Raw genomic sequence first — 19,249 nt, forward strand, 5'->3', positions numbered from 1 at the left:
GGGACACGGATCCGAGCGGCAAGTCTGTCTCCTGGAGCAGATGCGCCCTGGGGCCATTCCCGGCTGGTCGGGGCATTGACCTGGAACGGTCGCGGTCTCCCGAAACCATCGACCGCCCCTTATTTCCCCGCCTGCCAGGGCAGGCTCCTCGCGGCCGCTTCGCTCTCAAATAAGGCGCGATCTTCCGGTCCTTCGCTTGCGCTTCGGCCTGTAGGTTCGGGCGCCCGCTGCAACCGTTCCCGAAGGTCTGCCCATCGCCCGGAAATGGCTCCTGGCGAATGCTTCAAGGAGACGCAAGATGCCTGCAATCGGATATGTCACCCGCGATGGCCGCAGCTTCAAGGGCCAGCTTCGCACCCTCTCGATCCGCACCGAGATCGAGATCTCGCCCAACAGCCGCAAGGCCAGCGATACCCAGCCGGACTACCGCGTCACCTGCGGCGGGGCCGAAGTCGGTGCAGGCTGGATCCGCCGCAGCGAAACTTCCGGCAACGACTACGTTTCGCTGAGCCTGGCCGCTCCGGAATTCGGACCCCGGCGGCTTTACGCCAATCTCGGGCGCGCCGCCGGCCAGGACGACGGGGACACCTTCGCCATCATCTGGAATCCGGCGGACTGAACACCGCTACCCCGCGCCCCCGGGCGCGGGGCTTTTTCGCGGCCGGCCCGTCATATTTAAGCGATATTCGCGCCGGGAAACGGTTGCCGAAAGCGCGATTTCGTCTAGAATCAGCGGGCTATGAAGACCGATCTCGATCACCTTCCGGAAAGAAAGCGCGCCGATCTTGCGCGCATTCTCGAGATCATCTTTGCCGAATTCGAAGACGTGCTTTCACTCGCTACCCAGAACTGGAAAAAGCAGGGCCGGATCATGAAAGTGATCCTCTACGGTTCGTACGCGCGCGGAGACTGGATCGAGGATCCGGCCGGCCAATACTTCTCGGACTACGACATTCTCGTCGTGGTCAACGACGAGCGGCTTGCCGACCAGGTCGAGTATTGGGGGCGCTGCGATGACCACCTCATGCGCGAGCACGTCATAACCAGGCGCTTGTCGGCCATGGTCGGGCTTGCGGTTCACAGCATGGCCGACGTCAATTTCCAGCTTTCGCGCGGGAGGCCGTTCTTCGTCGATGCCGTGCGCGACGGCATCGCGCTCTATGAGCTTGGCGATCAGCCTTTCACCGTCCCCAAGCCGCTGGACCCCGCCATCGTGCGCGATGAGGCAGAAGTGCACTTCAAGCAGTGGTTCACGAGTGCTGAAGAGTTTCTCGCTCTCGCGAAGATGGCGATCGGGGCAGGATGGAACAACCGCGCTGCTTTCCTGCTCCACCAGGCGACGGAGCATGCATACCACACGGTCCTGCTGGTGACGAAATTGTACTCGCCAAAGTCGCACAACATCAAGTTTCTCCGCAGCCGCGCCGAGGATGTGGCGCGGGACCTGATCCCCGTCTGGTCGCGCGACAGCAAGTTCACGCGCCGCTGTTTTCAGCTTCTGCACGAAGCCTATGTCAAGGCCCGGTACTCGCCGCACTACAAGATCCGGGACGCGGAACTCGAGTGGATCGTGGAGCGTGTCGAGATGCTTCACGCCGAAGTCAGAGCTCTCGCCGAGCAGCGTATCGCGCCGTCCGTGCATTAGCGGTGCGATGAACCGTGCTGCGACACCTTCCGGCTCAAGACGACCGTCTGATTGATCGTCAAAAGCCCTGATGCATTTTCGGTTCGGCACTGAGGTGTGTCGCAATGGTTGTGTTCGCCAGCGCGCGCGAGATCTGCCGGACTTGTCAGTCCTTCGCCCCTCGAAACGCTGCTCTGATACCATCGGACCGGTGAATTCGAGCCCAGACGGCGGATCTAATGATCGTTTCAACCGCGCTGCGGTGGCAGCGGTCAGCAGTCCTGCGTCGTTATGAAATCCTTGTGATCACGAGTGCGCATAGTATCTGTGCCGTTTTGACCAGCACCTAAAAGTTAATGATCTTGACTGCTGTTACCCCGAGCGCGATCAAATTAGGCGGGTGGTCCGGGGGAAACAATGCCGACAGGGCGAGTCGTGTTTTTTAACGCAGTAAAAGGCTATGGATTCATTGCGCCGGACGATCACGGTGTAGATCTCTTCGTCCATATGGATGCGGTTTCTGCCTCGGGACTGCAAACAATCTGCACCGGGCAACGGCTGCGCTTCCGCGTCCTGGGTGCTCGAAATGGCAAGCGTTCCGCTACCGAATTGCAACCCATCGACGGCGAGGAAATCGGGTCGCCGCCGCGCTAGCCCTGTGCGCGATGGAATGCGAAATTGCGGCCTCCGAGAACCTTGGCAGGTGGGGGGTCGGAATCGGCTATAGCCGTTTCCGACCCTGCCTGACCGGGGAATTGTGTTCCAGATCGAGTGTCCCTCGCGGGCGGCGCGGTGCCGCCCAGCACAACGTGGCAGGGACATCATGGAACACTCCAGCGATATCGAACGGGCGCAGCTTGCAAAGCGCGGCTCCCCCTTCCTCAACACCGACCAGGCAGCGGCCTATCTCAAGATTTCCAGCCGCCTGTTGAAGCAGCTTCGTCGCAACGGCGGAGGCCCGATCTTTCGGCGTCACTGCCGCTTCGTCCAGTACCATATCGACGATCTCGACGCCTGGAGCGAGGCCAATTCCGGCCGGGCGTTCCAGCGATGAGCAGGATCCGGACATCAGCGGCAGAGGCGCCGCTGCGCGCCTTCGGAGACGCGCTGCGCCGGGTGCGGGCAGGGCGGGGCCGCCGACGCCGCGCCGCTTATGCGGCCGCCGTCATGACAGCGGCACTGACGCTGACGATCGCGCTTCCGCCAGCACCGCGCCTCGTATGGAATGCCAGTTCCAGCGCGCCGCTCGGGCTCTGGCTGGTCTACCCGGGCAGTCCGGTCTCGCCTGGAATGATGGTCGTTGCCCGGCTTCCGAAGCCGTGGCGCGGCTTTGCTGCTGCCCGGCGATATCTGCCGGTACGGGTGCCGCTGGTGAAGCGCGTGACAGCAGGTCCCGGTGACGAGATCTGCGCGATTGGCCCTGAGGTGTTTCGCAACGGAGAGCCGCTGACCCGGCGCCTCGATCGCGATGGAAAGGGGCGCGTGATGCCCTGGTGGGAGGGCTGCCGCAGGCTGAAATCCGGCGAGTATTTCCTGCTGATGACGAGCAATCCTAATTCGTTTGACGGGCGCTACTTCGGGGTGACGAGCGCTTCGCAGATCATCGGTCCTGCGAGGCTGATATGGGCGCGCTGAGGCACAGGAACGGCGCTGCGGCGGCCATCGTATCCATCTTCTTCGCCGCGCCGCTTCATGCGGATGAGGTCGGCCGCTGGACTGCCCATATGACCGAGGCATCTGTTCGCTTCGGGGTTCCGGAAAGCTGGATCCGGCAAGTGATACGCGCGGAAAGCAGGGGGCGCACTAAGATGGGAGGTCGTCCGATCCGAAGCCCCAAGGGCGCTATCGGGCTGATGCAGCTCATGCCCGGCACCTGGGCGGAAATGCGCGGCAAACTGGGACTTGGGAAGGACCCCGATAATCCGCGCGACAATATCCTAGCGGGCACATACTACCTTCGCCTGCTATACGATCGCTTCGGTTATCCCGGCCTGTTTGCAGCCTACAATGCCGGGCCCGCGCGCTACGAGAAATACCTCGCGGGCGCCGGGCCGCTTCCTGCGGAGACACGCGGCTACCTTGCGCAAGTGTCGTGCGGCATGAAAAGGAGCGGGGACGAATGCCCGGCTGTTCCGGTCCGTCCGATCGACGCATCTCCTCAGCACGCGATGTTCATTGCCATAGGCGGCGGGGCTTTGAACGGCGGGGATACGGCGCCTGGAACGGGCATTGGCGTGGACCCGATGTTTGCCGTCCGTGCAGTGCCCTGAGCAAACGTGATGCGGTGCCGCCGGCCTTTTTCGGTCAGAGCCCAGCCGTGGGCAGTGCGCGGGGCGGAGAGGTCAACACCTCTCTCGGTCTTTCCAGCGTGACGGTCTCTGCGGCGGCTGTAAAGGCCGGCGGCCCCTCCAATTTTGCTGCAGCGAATGAGCGCGCTTCGCGCGCGATTTTGTTTGTTCTCCTGCAACAAAATCGGTTCCTCCGCCGCCGCTTCGCGGCGCACCGGCAAGCCGGCGCGGCCCTGACAGCCACCGCGCCAACCGTCGGTCGGGAAGGGTCCTCGAACAGCGGGGATGCTTAGGCGAAGGAGGCTATCATGGTTGCTTACGTGAACATTTCGGCTGCGGTGGATCAGGTCATGAACAAGTTGGTGGCAGGGCTCGAGATCGAGTTCGGGGGCGGTGCGGCAAGCGGATTGGCAGCGCGGTTTCTGGAGGCGGAAGAATGCGATTTTGTGTGGGATGCACGGGTTTGTGAACGGTGGCTGGGGTCTTGGGAGGATGCGGACGATGCAGACGCCGAACTGGACCGTGTGGCCGTACTGGGCCGGCTCGATGGGCGCTGGTTTGCAGCAGTCAGCATCGTAGACGGCGAGGGGTGCGCGCACGGCCTGATGGCGCGGCGCGAATGTGCGAGCGAAGGTGAAGCGCGCGAAGCCTATGCGTCCTTGCGATGAGGGCAGCGCAAAGAGTTTCGGCCGGGACTTGGGAGTTTCGCACCCGGGTCCCGGCCGTGCCGTGCGTTCAGCGGCGAGTGGTCATGCGCTCAGGATTCTGATGGCGGCCTTAGCTGGCGTGGCTGGCTTCGGTGGCAGGCCTGGGTGAATGGCAGGAGTGGGGCGGATGACGGAAAATGGGGTGAGGGCAAGATAGAAGCAGTGCCTCCCGTCCCTGCTTTTTGGCTGTCTGCACATCGATTTAGGAGGAGGCTCGCGCCTCCGGAATGAGCGCGCCCGGAGCGCGCGCCTTTGGAGGCCTATACGATGGGAAACGAAGACGATTTCGAGCCGAAACTGGGGCGTCAGCGGAGCACGGGCGGGAAGGCGCCGGATCGGTATGGCACCCGCGTGGCGAAGGCTGCCGGTCTGCTCGGCAGGAGGCAAGATGCTCGTTCTCGCGGCTTCGATGGAAGCCGGATCGGGCGCGGTGCGGCGATGGGCCGCCTGCTTTCCTCGCGCGGCCGCCCGGCCGGCCACCGCGGGCGCCGGGTGGTCGTGAAGACGCGCCTCGGGAGGCTTGCCGGCAAGGGGCTCGGTGCGGCCCGCGCGCACCTCCATTACATTCAGCGTGACGGGGTCACCCGGGAAGGCCAGCCTGGTCAGCTCTACGGCCCGGAAACGGACCGTGCGGATGGGAAGGATTTCATCGAACGTTCGGGCGGCGATCGGCATCAGTTTCGCCTCATTGTTTCGGCCGAAGAAGGGGACCGGTTCGAAGACCTGAAGCCGGTCATCCGGCGCCTGATGGAGCAAGTGGGAGAGGATCTCGGTACGAAATTGGACTGGGTCGCCGTCGATCACTTCAATACGGGCCATCCCCATACCCATGTCGTGCTGCGCGGCGTGGACGACCAGGGCAAGGATCTAGTGATTGCTCGCGAATACATGGCTCATGGGTTTCGCGAGAGGGCGGCCGAGATCGTGTCCCTCGAACTGGGGCCTCGTACTGAACATGAAATCGAAGCGCGGCTCCGCATGGAAATGGACCAGGAACGGCTCACCAGCCTCGACCGCCGATTGCTGGGACGAATGAGCGATGAGCGGGTAGTTTCTCCAAGTCCCGGCGACCCCGCGTTTCACGCTTTGGAAACCGGCAGGCTGCGCACATTGCAGCGCATGGAGTTGGCGCAGGATATCGGCGCCGGCAAATGGCAACTTGCGGCGGGACTGGTAGTCACGCTGAGGCAGATGGGTGAGCGCGGCGACATCATTCGCCAGATGCAGCGGGAAGTCACGCGCGCGAAGCTCGAACGGGCAGAGCAGCGGATCTTCGCGCCGGAGCACGGGCCTCTTGTCGGGAGGGTGGTGGCGCGCGGTCTTGCCGATGAGGACCGCGACCGGCACTTTCTCGTGGTGGACGGCGCCGATGGCCGGGCGCATTACGCCGATATCGGAAGCGCCTCTGCGGTGGACCAATTGCCGAAAGGCGCTACCGTACGCATCACCCCTCGCTCATCCACGATCCGCATCGCCGATCGTACTGTGCTTGAAGTGGCGAAGGCCAACGAGGGCCGCTACTCGCCTTCGCTACACCGCAGGTACGATCCTCAGGTCAGCGAGGCCTTCGCCGAAACCCATGTTCGCCGGCTTGAAGCCATGCGGCGCGCGCGCATGGGCCCTGAACGCGAACCGGATGGGAGCTGGCGGATATCGCCGGACCATTTGAAGCAGGCAGAGCGGTTCGAACAGCGGCTTCTCGCCGAACGGCCGGTCGAGGTCGAGGTTCTGTCCCGGGAGCCCATCGGCAGACTTGCGGGCGTCGAGGGGGCAAGCTGGCTTGACCGCGAACTTGCTTCACCTTCTGGTCTTCAGATCAGGGACGGCGGCTTCGGGCGTGAGCTTCGCGCCGCGATGGAGGGGCGCCGGCAATGGCTGGTGGAACAGGGACTTGCCGAAGGGCAAGGAGAGAATTTCAAGCTCCAGCAAAACGCGCTCGCTGTTCTGCAGCGGCGGGAACTCTTGCGGCTTGCGGCAGGGCTTAGGGATGAGCTTGGGAAGGAGTACTTCGAAGTTCACGACGGGCAGAGGATCGAAGGCAGGATTGCGCGGCGGATCGACGGCGTCTCTGGCCACTATGCCCTGGTCGAAAAGAGCCGCGAATTCACCCTGGTGCCGTGGCGTCCCGTGCTTGAAAAACAGATCGGCCAGCAGGGCGGCGGTATCATGCGTGAGACCGGGATAAACTGGCATTTCGGGAGAGGGCGGGCCGGGCCGGAGATTTCCTAGAGCCGTTTCTGCTGAAGGGCTTAAAGCCCTGGTGGCGGTGTGTGGCAAGCATTGGCCATCTGATCGGTAAGCCGCTTCGGGAAATGACGGCGCATCAGGGCTGGCTGCGATGCGCATCAACAGCGACCGCAGGACAAGGCCAGGGCGCTACTCGCTGCGTGCTGCGCGGTCTGTAGCCTCAGCGACACGGGCACGCCGAAGAGCCTTTATGACATGGGCCGAGGAGGCGTTTTCAGGATCCAGTTCCAATGCCCGCTCCATCAGCGCTATCGCTCGCCGGTTGTCGCGGCCACGGCCCTTTCCCGTCTGGTAGGCCTTGGACAGTGTAAAGCAGCTTTCGGCTTTGCCCAGGGTGCAGGCCTGCTCGTACAGTTCGAGTGCGCGCTGCTGGTTCCGCGGCTGACCGCGCCCATCATCGGTCATGGCCGCCAGGTTCCCGCAGGCGCTCGAATCGTCCGCTCCGCAGGACTGCTCGAACAGAGAGGCTGCGCGCTTTTCATCGCGGCGCAGACCGAGACCATCGCGGTACAGCACCCCGAGATTATAGCAGGCGTGCTGATCTCCCCTGTTACACGCCTGCTCGAACAGGTCCGCCGCGCGCTGCTGGTTGCGCCGCACACCCCTGCCGAGCGAGTATGCGGCGCCAAGATTGGCGCATCCGGCGCGGCTGCCGGCCGCGCAGGCCCGATCGAAGAGCGAAGCGGCATAGGCGTCATGGACTGAGACACCGTCTCCGTTCACATAGGCGAGGCCGAGGTTCGAGCATCCGGTCGCGTCACCGCCCGAGCAGGCCAGCGAATAGTAGGACGCGGCAATCTTGCTGGATTCCTCGGCGCCAATCCCGGTTCCATGAGCGAGGCCCGCCATGTTGCAGGATGCCATATCGCCGAGATAGCAGGCCCGTGCGAATAGCGGCGCAGCCCTAACGTGGTCTTGCGCAGCGCCGTCGCCGTCATCGTAGAGGACGGCGAGCTGCGCGCAGCCGTCCGCATCATCATTGGCGCATCTCGCGGTCAATTCGTCGAGGTGGCTTGCGTCATCATTGAGCGGGCATTCATGACAGGCTGGGCTGCAGGTTCGGGAGCTTCCCTCGTGGGACTACCGGCCATGAGCAACAGCGCTGCCAGCGTCAGGGCTGTATGACTGCCTCGACGGCTCATGCCTGGCTTCCTTTTCATTGGCCCCGGGCTAGCGCGGCGAGCATGCAGGGTCATTGCAAGGGAAGGGCGCGTCGCTGTCTTCCTGCTGCTCAGGAGCAAGCTGCGCGCGGAAGCGCAGGGCCTGCGGCGTGGCCTCGATGATCGCGATCTCGATGTCGGAGATATGAATGGCCTTCTCGGTGAGGCCAAAGCGCATCGACTGGGCGCTGCTGGCACGGGCAAGGTCGCCGATGCTGTAGCCGCGCCGCTCGAAGACCAATTCACCGCCTTCGATGCCGACATAGGCAATGTCGTAGATGGTCCCGCTCTCGCCCGTGTCGTAGTTGGCGCCCTGAGGGGCCTGGAGGCTCTTGGCATAGTCGCGCGGAGGTACGATGGCTTGACCTGCTAGCACCCGCTGCTCGGTCCCGAAGGTCTCGGGCGCGGGCGCGGTGGAGCGGATGACCGGCACCCTGGGATCAGCGCGCATCCTTTCGTGGAGGGCGAGGGGGCTTTCCGATGCATCGCTGCCTGCGAGGAGGGCCTCTGTAAAGGCCACTTCGTCGATGGCTATGGCAAAGCCGCCGGTCTGAGCAAGATCGGGGGCGCAGACGAATTGCATCTGCGCCTCGCCCAAGGTGCCGACGCCTACCGCCTCTGGCGCGTCGTAAGCGAGCGCCGAGGCATCGAGACGCTCATCCTGCGGCCCGTAGCGCATGACCAGGTCCCAGTTCTCCGTACGCGCGCGGCAATCGGTAGTCATGAAGGCGCGGATCGAGGCGGCGGGATTTTCGGGCTCTCGCAGAATCTGGCTGGCCTCGTAGCGAACGGTGTCTCCCTCGCGCTGGATGGAGTCCACATCCACGAAGAGGACCTTGCCGGCCCCTTGCGCGACATACCACCACTGCGATGAGCGCGCGGTGGCGGCCGACGGCAGGAACGCGCCGATAACGGTTCCGGCGAGAAGACCGGCGGCAAGGACAGGTAGCCGTATCGTCAATGGCGCAGTCCGCCGGGGCTCAGCCGCCCTGCGCATCTGGCCAGCGGGGCTTCGGTCATTCCAGGTGGTCTGCGATCCTGCGCCAATCATCGGGAATTCCTCCAGGAGCAAACAAGTTTCGGAACCGCCGCGTCCAACTTTTTGGCGGCCGCAGCACCATCGATTTCTCCATGAATTAGCGGACCTCTTGCGGCGTCCAGGGGACCCATTCTCCAGCGACAGACCGGAGATTGGCGGCAAAGGCCGGAGTAACTTCATGCCTCAGGATCCATTCGATTTCCGAGCGGCTGAAGGGTGATTGCCGAAGCCGGGCTGCAATTCGGGCGGCATCGGCTTCGTCGAAAGATGTATCCAGATAGAGTTCGCTGAGAGCCGTCCAGACGGGCAGTCGCTCGTCGAGTTCGAAGGGGCGATCCATGGGGATAGCATGCCTTGCCGGCCAAGCTTCTGCAATGATAGCGGATATCATAAGGCACCTTCAGAAAACCTAGCTTCTCCCGAGGCCCCTTTCCAGGTGTTCACTTGTCCCCTCCCGCCCATTTCAGCATCAGGGCTGCGAACCGCTGGAGCCCAGGATGATGAGTGCCGAACGTCAGCTCTTTCTGCCACTGATCGGCGTGACGTTCATGCTGCCACCGGAGTCCGGTGCGATCACCCTGCTGTGCCTCATCGGTTGCAGGCTGTGGGAACTAGGGCATTCCCGGCAAGAACGGCCCGGCACAAATCCTCGATTAACTATCTGAAATAAAGATAACAAATTCCGATATCCCTTGCCTCGGCAGATTGACTTGAAGGCTCCGTGAACGTCAAGGCGGGGCGGGGTCGCAAGTTCAATCAGGGGGAATTTGCATGAAATCATGGATATTGGTCGCCGCGGCATTCGCGGCCTGGGCAGTCGTGCCCGCTTCGGCGAGGGACAGTGATGCGCAGATCAGGCAGCGCATCATCCAGGAATCGATCGCGTCCTATCCGGGCAATTGCCCATGTCCCTATAACAGCGCCCGAAACGGCAGCAGTTGCGGACGGCGTAGCGCCTACAATCGCGCAGGAGGGTATGCGCCGCTCTGCTTTGCAGCAGATGTCGGCAAGGGCGACATCGACGCTTATCGGCGCCGAACGGGACGCTGACGCGCCAACTTCGGAGTTGCCCCGTGGATGTCCGGCGTTCACGGGGCTCGCCGCTATGCTATTCCAGGCGTCGTCGCTCCGCCTGCGTCCGGATGTCGCCAAGGACAGCGCGAGGCAAATCAACCTGCATTCCGTCACCTGTGAAAACCTGCCGTTGCTCCGGATTTCCCTGTGTCAGGCCTTGGTGTAGCGCTCGCATGCGCTCACCGGGATCATTGCCGCTTCTCCGTACCCGGTATAGACCTCGCCCATCAGCCATTCGCTCTCGGCCTGCATATCTGCCTCGGCGATCTCGCGGGACCAGAAGCGCATCGCGGCATTCCAGCGATACCCGCGAGCCTTGAGCAGGTCCTTGGCTTCGAATGGCGCATCGATGGCGTTGACCCGGTAGCTCTGGCGCCCTGAACGTTCGGCGAGCTTTGCGAGAACCGTTTCGCCGTCCGGGAGGTCATGGGCGAGCAGATAGAGCAAGGCGAGAATGTCGTTCTCGGCGCGGTGGCCGGCGTAGAACCATCCACATTGCGAGACGAGGTGAGCGAGGGCGCGGCCATCGAACCCCAAGTCGAGCCAGTCGGGTTCGGCCATTGAACATGCCCATGCCTTGCCGGCGATTGCCGGAAGTCTCCGGTCGACAAAAGGCCGGTCGAATCCGGCGTTGTGAGCGACAATCAGATCGGCCGAAGAGAGAATATGGACCGCCATTTCCTCGTCGATCGTCTGCCCCGCCAGAACCTCGTTGGTGAGACCGGTGAGTTTGACGATGGCGGGATCGAGCGGCACCTCCGGATCCTCGCGCCAGACGCGAGGTGCGCCGACCTGAACGATGCGGCCGGCATCGTCGAACCGGAAACGCTGAATGGCAAGTTCGATGATCTTGTCGTGCTCATGATCGAGCCCGGTTGTTTCGACATCCAGGACGACGCCGACCCGGGTCATACCGATCGCTTCCGGGGTGTGGAAATGATCGACCGGCACCAGCCGCCGCAAAATGCGGTAATCCGGATGGTGGGCGAGCGCCTGCGCGGCCGAGGCATGATCGTCGAGGCAAAGGGTCGTCATCGCGTCCATGCCTAGCGTTCGGTGTTCCTTCCGGAAAGCGTCTGCTTCATTGTCTGCCGAGAAAAGCCTGCCTCGCTAACCCGCGCTCTATGCCTGCGAAATCCAGACCCGCGATATCGCAGGCAAGACCAGGGACGAGGCGGCACGGCTGAATGGCGGCAGCGGGGCGCCCCCATGACACCGGCCGGGACAGCGGCGGGCGGCCTTGGCCGCGGAGGGAAGATGCCAATTTTTAACCGGCGCGCTCCGAGGCGAACTGCTAGGGGCGCGCCATGCCTATCCTTCTTGCCGCCGTGGCGGCTGCCTGCATCGCAAATGTTCACGACGGCGACACCGTACGACTGTGCGATGGCGAGCGTGTCCGCCTCGAGGGGGTCGATGCTCCCGAACTCACCGGATCACCGCGTTGCAGCGCCCAAAGCCGCGTCCGCCTCAAGGCCTCGGCCAATCCGGCCTGGTGCGATGCTGCCGCTGGGCTCGCCAGCAGGGATGGCCTGCGGGCGTTTCTGGCCTCGGGACCGGCATTGATCCGCCGCACCGGTACCGATCGCTATGGCCGGACACTTGCGACGCTGTCGGTAAATGGCAGGGACGCAGGGCAATACCTCATCGCCCGCGGCCTCGCGCATCCGTGGCGCAAATGATGAGCCGCCGCATCACGATGATCGATGTGCTGGCAGCCATGGTGTTCGTCTATCTGGCAGCGTTTCGCATCTGGATTTGACCCGCGCGGGCGGACTGTCAGGGACCAGCAGGGCAGGAAAACAGGCTGGGAAGCTGCCTTGCCTAGTCCGAATGCTGTTCCGAACCGCTCGACTGTTCGTCGATGTCAGCCGAACCTTCCAGCATGTCGATCGCCATCTGGACATGCACCGCGATCATTCCCTGACCGCGGGAGTCGAGGAGCGTCAGCGCCTCTTCCAGATGTGCGAGGATAGTCCGAGCGTCTTGCACGGAAATTTTCTGAGCGCCCACTTCTTGCCTTTCTTCGAAGGCATAGGGGCTATCACATAGAGTTTGACTTGGCGAGCCGAAGGCGCTGTGCTCTCAACCGCTCATTGTTTCTTCAAGGCAGGCGATCATGGCGGAGCGCCCTTTTTCCGTCAGCGTCACGAACACACGCCGTGCATCGCCCTCGTCGCCGCGCCGCTCGAGCAGCCCGAAAGCCACCAGGTTGCTTACATACCGCAGGGCCGTCGTCGGCGGCGCGCCCGAGGCGATACAGACGGATGTGACCGAGACGGGCCTTCCCCTACCTTCGCAGATGAACAGATCGAGCAATATGTCCCACACCGGCTCGCCGAAAAGGTCCTCGTCAAAATGCTTGCTCCGCTTGCGGCGGTCCTTGTATAAGCGCTCGGCAAACCGCTCGAGCCGCCGCACATGTGTGATCCGCTCGACGTCCGCGGCGAAGCTCGTGTCTACAAGTTCGGGTATCAGTCCCGGCTGAACGAGCCGCTGATAGTCGTTCATTAGCACTGCCAGCTTCGATCCGAAGTCCAGGAGTCCCTTGTCCTGCGTCGATCGCAGCATCAGTTCAGGGTCTATCTCCCCGCTACTACTCCTCACGAATTCCATAGGTTTCGACATTAACACCCCCTGTTTTGCAACAGCGAAGAAGATGCCGGAAGTTCCTGGATTGGCAAATGATTCTCAGCTTTGCAGATGCGTTGCTACAGAAAGTTAACTGATGGTAAGGATCTTGTAAGGGAATGTGTCTTATCACGCGCGGTTTCTATTTTTTAATAGGATAAATCTGAAGTGATTTAATTTGGGGAAGCCGCTGGAATGGCGGTGTGACGTCACCCGATCCTTGACTGAGATATCTGCAACGATGTCATGACTGGTGTGAAGAAGTCGGGTGGGGGCTGCCGCGCTCGCCAATCGGCGTTAGGCAACGCGCCTCATCTCGGCCCTTCCGGTGGGTGGAAGTCTATCCCGAGAACTGCTGTTCCGAACACTCAGGTCGGCCTATTTGAAGGGCAGGGTCTGGGACAAGGACGAACCCGCTCCGCGGGAGGGGCGCTTGGGGTGGGGTCGCGCTGTAATCGCGGGGCGTTGGGCGAGGCGGAGTCGCCATGAGATTGTGAGGTTCCTTCAACGCAAAGGAACTCACCGTGGACACTACGATTACCTCCGCCCCGATCGGCTCGCTACGCCAGCGGATGCTGCAGGATATGAAGCTTCGAGGTCTCGGGGCGCATACCCAGCAGGACTACATTCGCCACGTACGATCCTTCGCCGCGTTTCTGGGCCGCCCTCCCGATACAGCCAGCGCAGAAGACCTCCGGCGATTTCAACTCGATCAGCATCGGCGCGCCGTTGGGCCTGCGACGATCAATGCCGCGGTATCGGCTCTGCGCTTCCTCTTCACCATGACGCTCAAGCGGCCGGAGATTGCGCTGGGTCTTTCCGTCATACGGTGTGAACCCAAGCTTCGAGATGTCCTGAGCGTCGAGGAGGCCGCGCGGTTGATCGAGGCGGCGCCAGGCATCAAGTACAAGGCCGCATTCAGCGTAGCTTATGGCGCAGGCCTGCGCGTGTCCGAAGTCACCCACCTCAAGGTTGGAGACATCGACAGCAAGCGCATGATCATCCGGGTCGAGCAGGGCAAGGGACGCAAGGACCGTAACGCCATGCTCTCACCGCATCTGCTGGATCTGCTCCGTCAATGGTGGCGCGAAGGCAAGCGCCGCGGAGTGATGTTACCCCATGGCTGGCTGTTCCCGGGTCGCAATTGCACTGATCCGGTCTCGGCGCGCCAGTTGAACCGCGCCGTGCATGAGGCGGCCGAGTTCGCGGGGATCCACAAGCGAGTGAGCCCACACACATTGCGCCACTCGTTTGCCACTCACCTGCTCGAGCAGGGTGTCGATATCCGCGTCATCCAGGTGCTGCTGGGCCATACCAACATCGACACCACCGCCATCTATACCAAGGTTTCGAGCAAGACCATGCGGGCGGTGGCCAGCCCGCTCGACCAGATCGTTGCCTTGATGGAAGGCAGAGCACCTCCCGGTTAAACCGGTGCACGCCTCGCTCGAGGTCGCCGATATCTTCCGTTGCGCCGGGCCCGCGTATCGCGCAGCCCATGCCGGGCATCTCAGTCTCGGCCAACTCAAGGTCATGACGGCAATCGAGAACTGCCGCACCGCCGCGCTGGGCGGTCATGTCGAGGCCTGCGACGACTGCGGACATTGGCGCCTCGCCTACAATTCGTGCCGCAACCGGCATTGTCCCAAGTGCCAAGGTGCCGCGGCGCGCACCTGGCTGGCGGCGCGCGAGGCCGACCTACTCCCCGTCGGCTACTTCCACGTCGTGTTCACCGTGCCCGCCGAGATCGCCGCCATCGCGTGGCAGAACAAGGCGGTGGTCTATGACCTGCTGTTCCGCGCGGCTGCGGACACGCTGCTGACCATCGCCGCCGATCCCAGACACCTCGGCGCGCGGGTCGGCATCACCGCCGTGCTGCATACGTGGGGATCGGCGCTGACCCATCACCCGCATGTGCACATGATCGTGCCCGGCGGCGGCATCGCGCTGGACGGCACGCATTGGATCTCGTCGCGCCCAGCCTTCCTGCTGCCCGTGCGCGTACTGGGGGTGTTATTCCGCCGCCTATTCCTCACGCGCTTGCTGGCGTTGTTTGATGCCGGCAAGCTGGCCTTCTTCAGCACCTTGGCGGACCTCGCCAAACGCAAGGTCTTCCTGCGGCATCTGTCGCCCATCCGGAAGAAGCGCTGGGTGGTCTATGCCAAACCGCCGTTTGCAGGGCCGAAGGCGGTGCTGGCCTATCTCTCGCGCTACACCCACCGCGTCGCAATCTCGAACCGGCGGCTCATCAGCTTCGACGAAGCCGGCGCGACATTCCGCTACAAGGATTATCGCCGTGATGGTCATGAACGCCAGCAGGTCATGACGCTGGCGACAGGCGAGTTCATCCGCCGCTTCCTGATCCACGTCCTGCCGCACGGCTTCCATCGCATCCGGCATTATGGCCTGCTCGCCAGTTCAACGCACAAGGACGCCATGGCGCTGGCTCGCAAGCTGCTGGGCGTAGCCGCGCCGGTCGAGGAACCCGAACCCGACGAGCCGCCTGATCACCGCCCGCCATGCCCGTGCTGCGGCGGGCACATGACCATCATCGAGGCCTTCGCGCGTTGGCGTCAGCCTCGCGCGCCGCCAGCGCCAGCATTCTTGACCCGGAGATATCCGTCATGATCCGGCATGGCTCCCCCTACAGCATGGCCAAGGTCATTACGTCTCGGCCCATGCGAAAATGCGCGCCCACGCCACGGGCTCGATCAAAACAGCGCACATTGCATACCGGATCAGCGAGACATTGCGGCCCAATCGCACCCGAAGGCTTTGCCAGTCTGCCGATAGAGGGCAAGCTGACACGTCTGCCTCAGTCACCCCAATCCACACCAAAGCCCTTTTACCCATAGATCGGTGGATGGGGCCCGCGGGTTCCTCCATGTCAGGATTCCGTACGCAAGCGCCCGAAATCCTTAGACTTAGCGCCCGAAATCCTTAGACTTACCGGCCATTCCGGCCGCGCGCGCCTCACGACTGCATCCGACGAAAGCGGACTATCTTCATCGACGGAGCACGAGGTGCTGAAAGAGCTACGACCGCCGAGCAATGGTTCGGCTCTGGGCGCAGCCGGTCAATCGCAGCCGGTCAATCAAAGATCATAGGTTACACCCGTGATCGCCGTCAGCTGCTCGAACAATGCCGCGGCGGCAACATCATCGTGTGCGAAGGCCGCGATCTCTGCCTCGCCGGGATGCCCCCGCAGTTCAAGAAAGCCCTGTGGACCGTAATAGCCAGCCGGCTTTGCGCTTGGCAGGGTTGCTGCCATTAACGTTCCCTCCGCGCCCATCTCGGCGCTTTGAACGATGGGGTAGATCAGTAGCCCCGCAGCCTTCATGAGGAAACTAGATGGTCCCGCCAGATTGGTCTTCGCTGCACCGGGATGACAGGCGACCACCAGGAGCCTGTCCCCAGCTCGACGCTGCAGTTCGCGGGTGAACAGGATGTTCGCAAGCTTCGTTTTCGCATAGGCCTTGATCGGACCGTATTTCTCCGTCGAGTCCAGATCTTCCAACGGAAGTGGCCCACCGGCCTTGTGCGCGCCCGAAGCCACATTCACGATGCGCGGTGCTGGCGCGCGTAGCAGGGCGGGCAGTAACTGACCGGTGAGACGGAATGAACCAAGCACGTTCGTGGCGAACTGCAGTTCGTGACCATCCGGACTGGTCTGACGCGTGGCGAGCGCCATCACGCCCGCATTGTTGATCAGGAGATCCAGAGGACGGGTATCCGAAAGCTCCTGCGCGGCGAACACTTCAATGGATTTCGGATCGGCCAGTTGAGGAGGCGGGTGCGCAAATTGGCAGCGGGCACCTGCTGCCGGATGCGCAGTGCTGCATCGTCTGCCTTGGCTAGGCTACGCGACGCGAGAGTGACCTCCGCTCCTGCCCGCGCAAGCTCCAGGGACGCACGCCATCCGATACCGCTGTTCGCGCCGGTAACGACTACCCGCTTGCCAGCCTGCGAAGGGATGTCTGATTTCGTCCAAGTCATGGTCTGTGCCTTTGAGATTTCATTCGGGAAAAGGAGGGTCTTCAGATCCAGGGCTTCTGTTTGATGAGCCGCCAATTCTGAAGATTGCTGCCGTTTGGTGGCGCAAGAACTACTGCTGAATTGATCTCGCCTGAGGTCGCGGTGACGTACAGCTGCGTTCCGTGAAGCCGGATGAGAAAGCTGCCGTCAGCGTGCTCCTCGATATCCCACGATACGCTGGATGAGCTCCGAGCATATTGAGCCAAGGTAGCGCCGGGCGTTGTCTGGCCTGAGACTCCCAGCATCTTCTTCGAATAGACATTCGCAAGCAGAACGCTTCCATCTGCAGCCGGCACATACCGCCAGGTCAGGCAGCCCCACTTATGCAGATTGTACACGACGACCGAGTTGCCTTCGAACGATCTCCCGCCCTTGGGTCGAATATTCTTCCCTGTCTCGACATTCTGGATCGCGAAGGTTTCTTCGCCTTCGTAGGTTTGCGGCCGGGCCCCAATGAATAGCCCGGCCGCCACGAGCAGTGACGCGGCAGCGGCGAACCTTGGGATGAACCTGCGCCTGGGGGAAAGCCGCCGGGGCTGTTCGGCGTCATCCATCATCGATACTCCTGTTTGGTGTCAGGCGTTCAGCATCTCGAGCGATAGCTCCCAGAGGTGACGAGCTGCCTCGGGATCGTACGCATATGGGGCGACGCCCAGGATGTCGGTTTCCGAAACCACCGCCTCGTTACAGTCGCTAAAATAGCGACCTGTCACGCCCTCAAGGGATGGCGAGGCGCCAACGAAAACCTGCGTCGCCGCGCCTTGCGCAACAGTCTTGAACTCAGTCTGATCGCTGATCGCCTGCATCTCGGGGGTCATCTCGACGTGGCGGAGCAGCCCGGTTTCATAGATGGCGCCGGGGTGGATGGCGTTCACCGAGATACCATCGCCGGCCCAGCGCTTCGCGGCCTCGACCGCCATCAGGATGTTCGCTGTCTTCGACTGGCCGTAAGCGGACCAAGGGTCATATTCCCGATCCGCGAAATGGATGTCCTCGAATACGACCGGCGACTGATGGTGGGTTGCCGATGCGACACTGACCACGCGCGCTGCCGGAGAAGCGGCGAGCGCGCCGTGCATCGCGACGACTAGTGCGAAATGGCCTAGGTGGTTTGTCGCAAAATGCGTCTCCCAGCCTTCAGGCGTCAGCTGAAGCGTCGGCAGCGCCATGATGCCTGCGTTGTTGATCAGGATGTCCAGCGGACCGTTCCAATCATCGGCCACCTTCTTGATCGAAGTACGGTCTAACAGATCGAGCGCGACGACGTCGACGTTGGCTCCGGTCTCGACAGCGATGCTCTGGGCGGTCGCACGACCTGCGTCGGTATTGCGGACGGCGATGGTCACATGGGCGCCGGCACCCGCCATGACCCGGGCGGTTTCCACGCCAAGCCCGGAAGACGCTCCCGTGATCAGGACGCGCTTGCCGGAAAGATCGATGCCGAGCAGCACTTCGCCGGCCGTGCTGTTCTTGTCGAAGCGGGAGAGGGTCGACTGGTCGATCACGCTGATTTCCTATCGGGAGAGATGGCTGAAACACTCATTAAAGACCGATGGTCTGTTGTTGCCAGGTCTATGCCCAAGCCGCTTGATTGTCAATAAACCATCGGTCTGTTATATTGCGTGGGCGTTCCAGCATTGATCTGTGAAGCCGGGTCTGGAGCAGCTGCCGGCCAATTTCGAGGGAAGAAACGTGACGTTCCAACGGGCCAGAAGTAATGAACAGCGGGATCAACGTCGCAGCGTCATCCTGACGACCGCTACGGCTATGCTCGGTGAAATGCCCGTCGCCGATATCACCCTGAACGAACTCAGCCGTCGGGTAGGCCTCGCCAAGTCGAACGTACTGCGATATTTCGAGTCTCGCGAAGCCGTTCTGCTGGAACTGCTGAGCACCCAGCTCGATGAGTGGATTTCTGCGCTTGATTTCAGCGACGTCGCTGTTGGCGATCGGCTTCAGGTCCGCGCCGAACGCGTCGGTGGCTTGGTCGCAGCCTCCCTCGGTGGCCGGCCCGCGCTTTGCGATCTTATCAGTGCTCAGGCAGCCGTGCTCGAACGGAACGTGTCGACTGAGGTCGTCCTCGCTCACAAGCGGGCGGTCCAGAACTCTGTGCGAGAATTTGGAGCCAAGCTACGCGCATCTATCCCGGAAGCCGACGACAGCGACGTTTATCAGGTGATCGCATCTACATTGCTGATGACCAGCGGGGCCTGGCCCCGCAGCCAGCCAAGCGAAGCGCTCACGGCCGCATACGAAGCGGATCCGTCCGTTGGCGGTCACGACTTCGATTTTGCAGGCTTCGTCCAGCAGACCGTCGCCTTCACGATTACTGGCTTGCTCGGGCGAAAATAAGGGTCTGACTCAAATTCCGTGCACTTGGTATCATGCTGGTGCCATGACCCTTGCCTTGAGCAGGTCGATTTTAGCGCGCCCGAACATCTGGCGCT

Annotated in this window: 21 protein-coding genes and 1 pseudogene; 13 read left to right on the forward strand and 9 right to left on the reverse strand. The window is 62.5% G+C overall.

Annotation, left to right across the window (positions count from 1 at the left end):
• Positions 1-298: 298 nt before the first annotated feature.
• The 8 genes and pseudogenes from EDF57_RS22120 (at position 299) to rlxS (ending at position 6,848) form a co-directional block, all read left to right on the forward strand.
• Positions 299-619 (forward strand): DUF736 domain-containing protein, encoded by a 321-nt coding sequence (locus tag EDF57_RS22120; protein ID WP_134095856.1) that lies wholly within the window; start codon positions 299-301, stop codon positions 617-619.
• A gap of 120 nt (positions 620-739) precedes the next feature.
• Entirely contained in the window at positions 740-1,645 is a 906-nt protein-coding gene (locus tag EDF57_RS22125) for a HEPN domain-containing protein (protein ID WP_134095857.1), read from the forward strand.
• Positions 1,646-2,041: 396 nt separating this feature from the next.
• Positions 2,042-2,278: a cold shock domain-containing protein gene (locus EDF57_RS22130; RefSeq protein WP_134095858.1), complete on the forward strand. Its 237-nt coding sequence runs from the start codon at positions 2,042-2,044 to the stop codon at positions 2,276-2,278.
• A 169-nt stretch (positions 2,279-2,447) separates the two neighbouring features.
• The gene (locus EDF57_RS22135) at positions 2,448-2,678 is read left to right on the forward strand and encodes a helix-turn-helix domain-containing protein (protein WP_134095859.1); all 231 of its coding nucleotides are present in this window, start codon (positions 2,448-2,450) and stop codon (positions 2,676-2,678) included.
• Positions 2,675-3,259: a S26 family signal peptidase gene (locus EDF57_RS22140; protein WP_134095860.1), complete on the forward strand. Its 585-nt coding sequence runs from the start codon at positions 2,675-2,677 to the stop codon at positions 3,257-3,259. The genes EDF57_RS22135 and EDF57_RS22140 overlap by 4 nt, the downstream gene beginning before the upstream one ends.
• A pseudogene (locus EDF57_RS22145) lies at positions 3,247-3,717 on the forward strand (lytic transglycosylase domain-containing protein); the annotation flags it as partial. The gene EDF57_RS22140 and the pseudogene EDF57_RS22145, both read left to right, overlap by 13 nt.
• Positions 3,718-4,220: 503 nt before the next feature.
• Positions 4,221-4,580: a hypothetical protein gene (locus EDF57_RS22150; RefSeq protein ID WP_134095862.1), complete on the forward strand. Its 360-nt coding sequence runs from the start codon at positions 4,221-4,223 to the stop codon at positions 4,578-4,580.
• A 306-nt stretch (positions 4,581-4,886) separates the two neighbouring features.
• Positions 4,887-6,848, forward strand: coding sequence for a relaxase/mobilization nuclease RlxS (rlxS, locus tag EDF57_RS22155; protein WP_134095863.1), 1,962 nt, complete (start codon positions 4,887-4,889; stop codon positions 6,846-6,848).
• A gap of 147 nt (positions 6,849-6,995) precedes the next feature.
• Here the strand turns inward: rlxS and EDF57_RS22160 are convergent, their stop codons facing one another.
• The 3 genes from EDF57_RS22160 to EDF57_RS22170 all read right to left on the reverse strand — a co-directional run bounded on the left by EDF57_RS22160 (position 6,996) and on the right by EDF57_RS22170 (position 9,405).
• Positions 6,996-7,865 carry a tetratricopeptide repeat protein gene (locus tag EDF57_RS22160; RefSeq protein WP_134095864.1) on the reverse strand — a complete coding sequence of 290 codons (870 nt, stop codon included), beginning with the start codon at positions 7,863-7,865 and terminating at the stop codon, positions 6,996-6,998.
• Positions 7,866-8,036: 171 nt separating this feature from the next.
• The gene (locus EDF57_RS22165; RefSeq protein WP_134095865.1) at positions 8,037-8,987 is read right to left on the reverse strand and encodes a surface-adhesin E family protein; all 951 of its coding nucleotides are present in this window, start codon (positions 8,985-8,987) and stop codon (positions 8,037-8,039) included.
• A gap of 175 nt (positions 8,988-9,162) precedes the next feature.
• Positions 9,163-9,405, reverse strand: coding sequence for a hypothetical protein (locus EDF57_RS22170; protein ID WP_134095866.1), 243 nt, complete (start codon positions 9,403-9,405; stop codon positions 9,163-9,165).
• Between the two features lie 160 nt (positions 9,406-9,565).
• On the opposite strand from EDF57_RS22170, the gene EDF57_RS25635 reads away from it, so the two are divergent.
• Positions 9,566-9,730 (forward strand): hypothetical protein, encoded by a 165-nt coding sequence (locus tag EDF57_RS25635; RefSeq protein ID WP_166675357.1) that lies wholly within the window; start codon positions 9,566-9,568, stop codon positions 9,728-9,730.
• Between the two features lie 559 nt (positions 9,731-10,289).
• Here the strand turns inward: EDF57_RS25635 and EDF57_RS22180 are convergent.
• Positions 10,290-11,183 carry a 3'-5' exonuclease gene (locus EDF57_RS22180; protein WP_243841227.1) on the reverse strand — a complete coding sequence of 298 codons (894 nt, stop codon included), beginning with the start codon at positions 11,181-11,183 and terminating at the stop codon, positions 10,290-10,292.
• A 263-nt stretch (positions 11,184-11,446) separates the two neighbouring features.
• On the opposite strand from EDF57_RS22180, the gene EDF57_RS22185 reads away from it, so the two are divergent.
• Positions 11,447-11,818 carry a thermonuclease family protein gene (locus EDF57_RS22185; protein WP_134095868.1) on the forward strand — a complete coding sequence of 124 codons (372 nt, stop codon included), beginning with the start codon at positions 11,447-11,449 and terminating at the stop codon, positions 11,816-11,818.
• Positions 11,819-11,960: 142 nt separating this feature from the next.
• On the opposite strand, the gene EDF57_RS25640 is transcribed toward EDF57_RS22185, so the two are convergent.
• Entirely contained in the window at positions 11,961-12,128 is a 168-nt protein-coding gene (locus tag EDF57_RS25640) for a hypothetical protein (RefSeq protein ID WP_166675358.1), read from the reverse strand.
• Between the two features lie 93 nt (positions 12,129-12,221).
• Positions 12,222-12,647: a MarR family winged helix-turn-helix transcriptional regulator gene (locus EDF57_RS22190; RefSeq protein ID WP_208324932.1), complete on the reverse strand. Its 426-nt coding sequence runs from the start codon at positions 12,645-12,647 to the stop codon at positions 12,222-12,224.
• Positions 12,648-13,291: 644 nt separating this feature from the next.
• Between EDF57_RS22190 and EDF57_RS22195 the strand changes: the two genes are divergently transcribed.
• Together EDF57_RS22195 and EDF57_RS22200 are read left to right on the forward strand one after the other, a co-directional pair.
• Entirely contained in the window at positions 13,292-14,197 is a 906-nt protein-coding gene (locus EDF57_RS22195) for a site-specific integrase (protein WP_134095870.1), read from the forward strand.
• Positions 14,198-14,201: 4 nt separating this feature from the next.
• Positions 14,202-15,395 (forward strand): IS91 family transposase, encoded by a 1,194-nt coding sequence (locus tag EDF57_RS22200; RefSeq protein WP_134095871.1) that lies wholly within the window; start codon positions 14,202-14,204, stop codon positions 15,393-15,395.
• A gap of 466 nt (positions 15,396-15,861) precedes the next feature.
• Here EDF57_RS22200 and EDF57_RS22205 read toward each other — a convergent pair whose 3' ends face one another.
• The 3 genes from EDF57_RS22205 to EDF57_RS22215 form a co-directional block, all read right to left on the reverse strand.
• Positions 15,862-16,548 (reverse strand): SDR family NAD(P)-dependent oxidoreductase, encoded by a 687-nt coding sequence (locus EDF57_RS22205; protein ID WP_279587455.1) that lies wholly within the window; start codon positions 16,546-16,548, stop codon positions 15,862-15,864.
• A 256-nt stretch (positions 16,549-16,804) separates the two neighbouring features.
• The gene (locus EDF57_RS22210) at positions 16,805-17,356 is read right to left on the reverse strand and encodes an RICIN domain-containing protein (RefSeq protein WP_166675359.1); all 552 of its coding nucleotides are present in this window, start codon (positions 17,354-17,356) and stop codon (positions 16,805-16,807) included.
• Positions 17,357-17,377: 21 nt separating this feature from the next.
• Positions 17,378-18,307: an SDR family NAD(P)-dependent oxidoreductase gene (locus EDF57_RS22215; RefSeq protein WP_134095873.1), complete on the reverse strand. Its 930-nt coding sequence runs from the start codon at positions 18,305-18,307 to the stop codon at positions 17,378-17,380.
• A gap of 139 nt (positions 18,308-18,446) precedes the next feature.
• Between EDF57_RS22215 and EDF57_RS22220 the strand changes: the two genes are divergently transcribed.
• Complete coding sequence (locus EDF57_RS22220) at positions 18,447-19,154, forward strand: TetR family transcriptional regulator (RefSeq protein ID WP_208324935.1); 708 nt, start codon at positions 18,447-18,449, stop codon at positions 19,152-19,154.
• Positions 19,155-19,249 lie beyond the last annotated feature (95 nt).

The organism is Novosphingobium sp. PhB55, from assembly GCF_004368805.1.
GTDB lineage: Bacteria > Pseudomonadota > Alphaproteobacteria > Sphingomonadales > Sphingomonadaceae > Novosphingobium.

Excerpts from the sequence above, each read along its gene's own strand:
- EDF57_RS22120 (WP_134095856.1), top strand. The coding sequence starts at position 299 with ATGCCTGCAATCGGATATGTCACCCGCGATGGCCGCAGCTTCAAGGGC.
- EDF57_RS22125 (WP_134095857.1), top strand. The coding sequence starts at position 740 with ATGAAGACCGATCTCGATCACCTTCCGGAAAGAAAGCGCGCCGATCTT.
- EDF57_RS22130 (WP_134095858.1), top strand. The coding sequence starts at position 2,042 with ATGCCGACAGGGCGAGTCGTGTTTTTTAACGCAGTAAAAGGCTATGGA.
- EDF57_RS22135 (WP_134095859.1), top strand. The coding sequence starts at position 2,448 with ATGGAACACTCCAGCGATATCGAACGGGCGCAGCTTGCAAAGCGCGGC.
- EDF57_RS22140 (WP_134095860.1), top strand. The coding sequence starts at position 2,675 with ATGAGCAGGATCCGGACATCAGCGGCAGAGGCGCCGCTGCGCGCCTTC.
- EDF57_RS22150 (WP_134095862.1), top strand. The coding sequence starts at position 4,221 with ATGGTTGCTTACGTGAACATTTCGGCTGCGGTGGATCAGGTCATGAAC.
- rlxS (WP_134095863.1), top strand. The coding sequence starts at position 4,887 with ATGGGAAACGAAGACGATTTCGAGCCGAAACTGGGGCGTCAGCGGAGC.
- EDF57_RS22170 (WP_134095866.1), bottom strand. The coding sequence starts at position 9,405 with ATGGATCGCCCCTTCGAACTCGACGAGCGACTGCCCGTCTGGACGGCT.
- EDF57_RS25635 (WP_166675357.1), top strand. The coding sequence starts at position 9,566 with ATGAGTGCCGAACGTCAGCTCTTTCTGCCACTGATCGGCGTGACGTTC.
- EDF57_RS22180 (WP_243841227.1), bottom strand. The coding sequence starts at position 11,183 with ATGGACGCGATGACGACCCTTTGCCTCGACGATCATGCCTCGGCCGCG.
- EDF57_RS22185 (WP_134095868.1), top strand. The coding sequence starts at position 11,447 with ATGCCTATCCTTCTTGCCGCCGTGGCGGCTGCCTGCATCGCAAATGTT.
- EDF57_RS22190 (WP_208324932.1), bottom strand. The coding sequence starts at position 12,647 with ATGAACGACTATCAGCGGCTCGTTCAGCCGGGACTGATACCCGAACTT.
- EDF57_RS22210 (WP_166675359.1), bottom strand. The coding sequence starts at position 17,356 with ATGGATGACGCCGAACAGCCCCGGCGGCTTTCCCCCAGGCGCAGGTTC.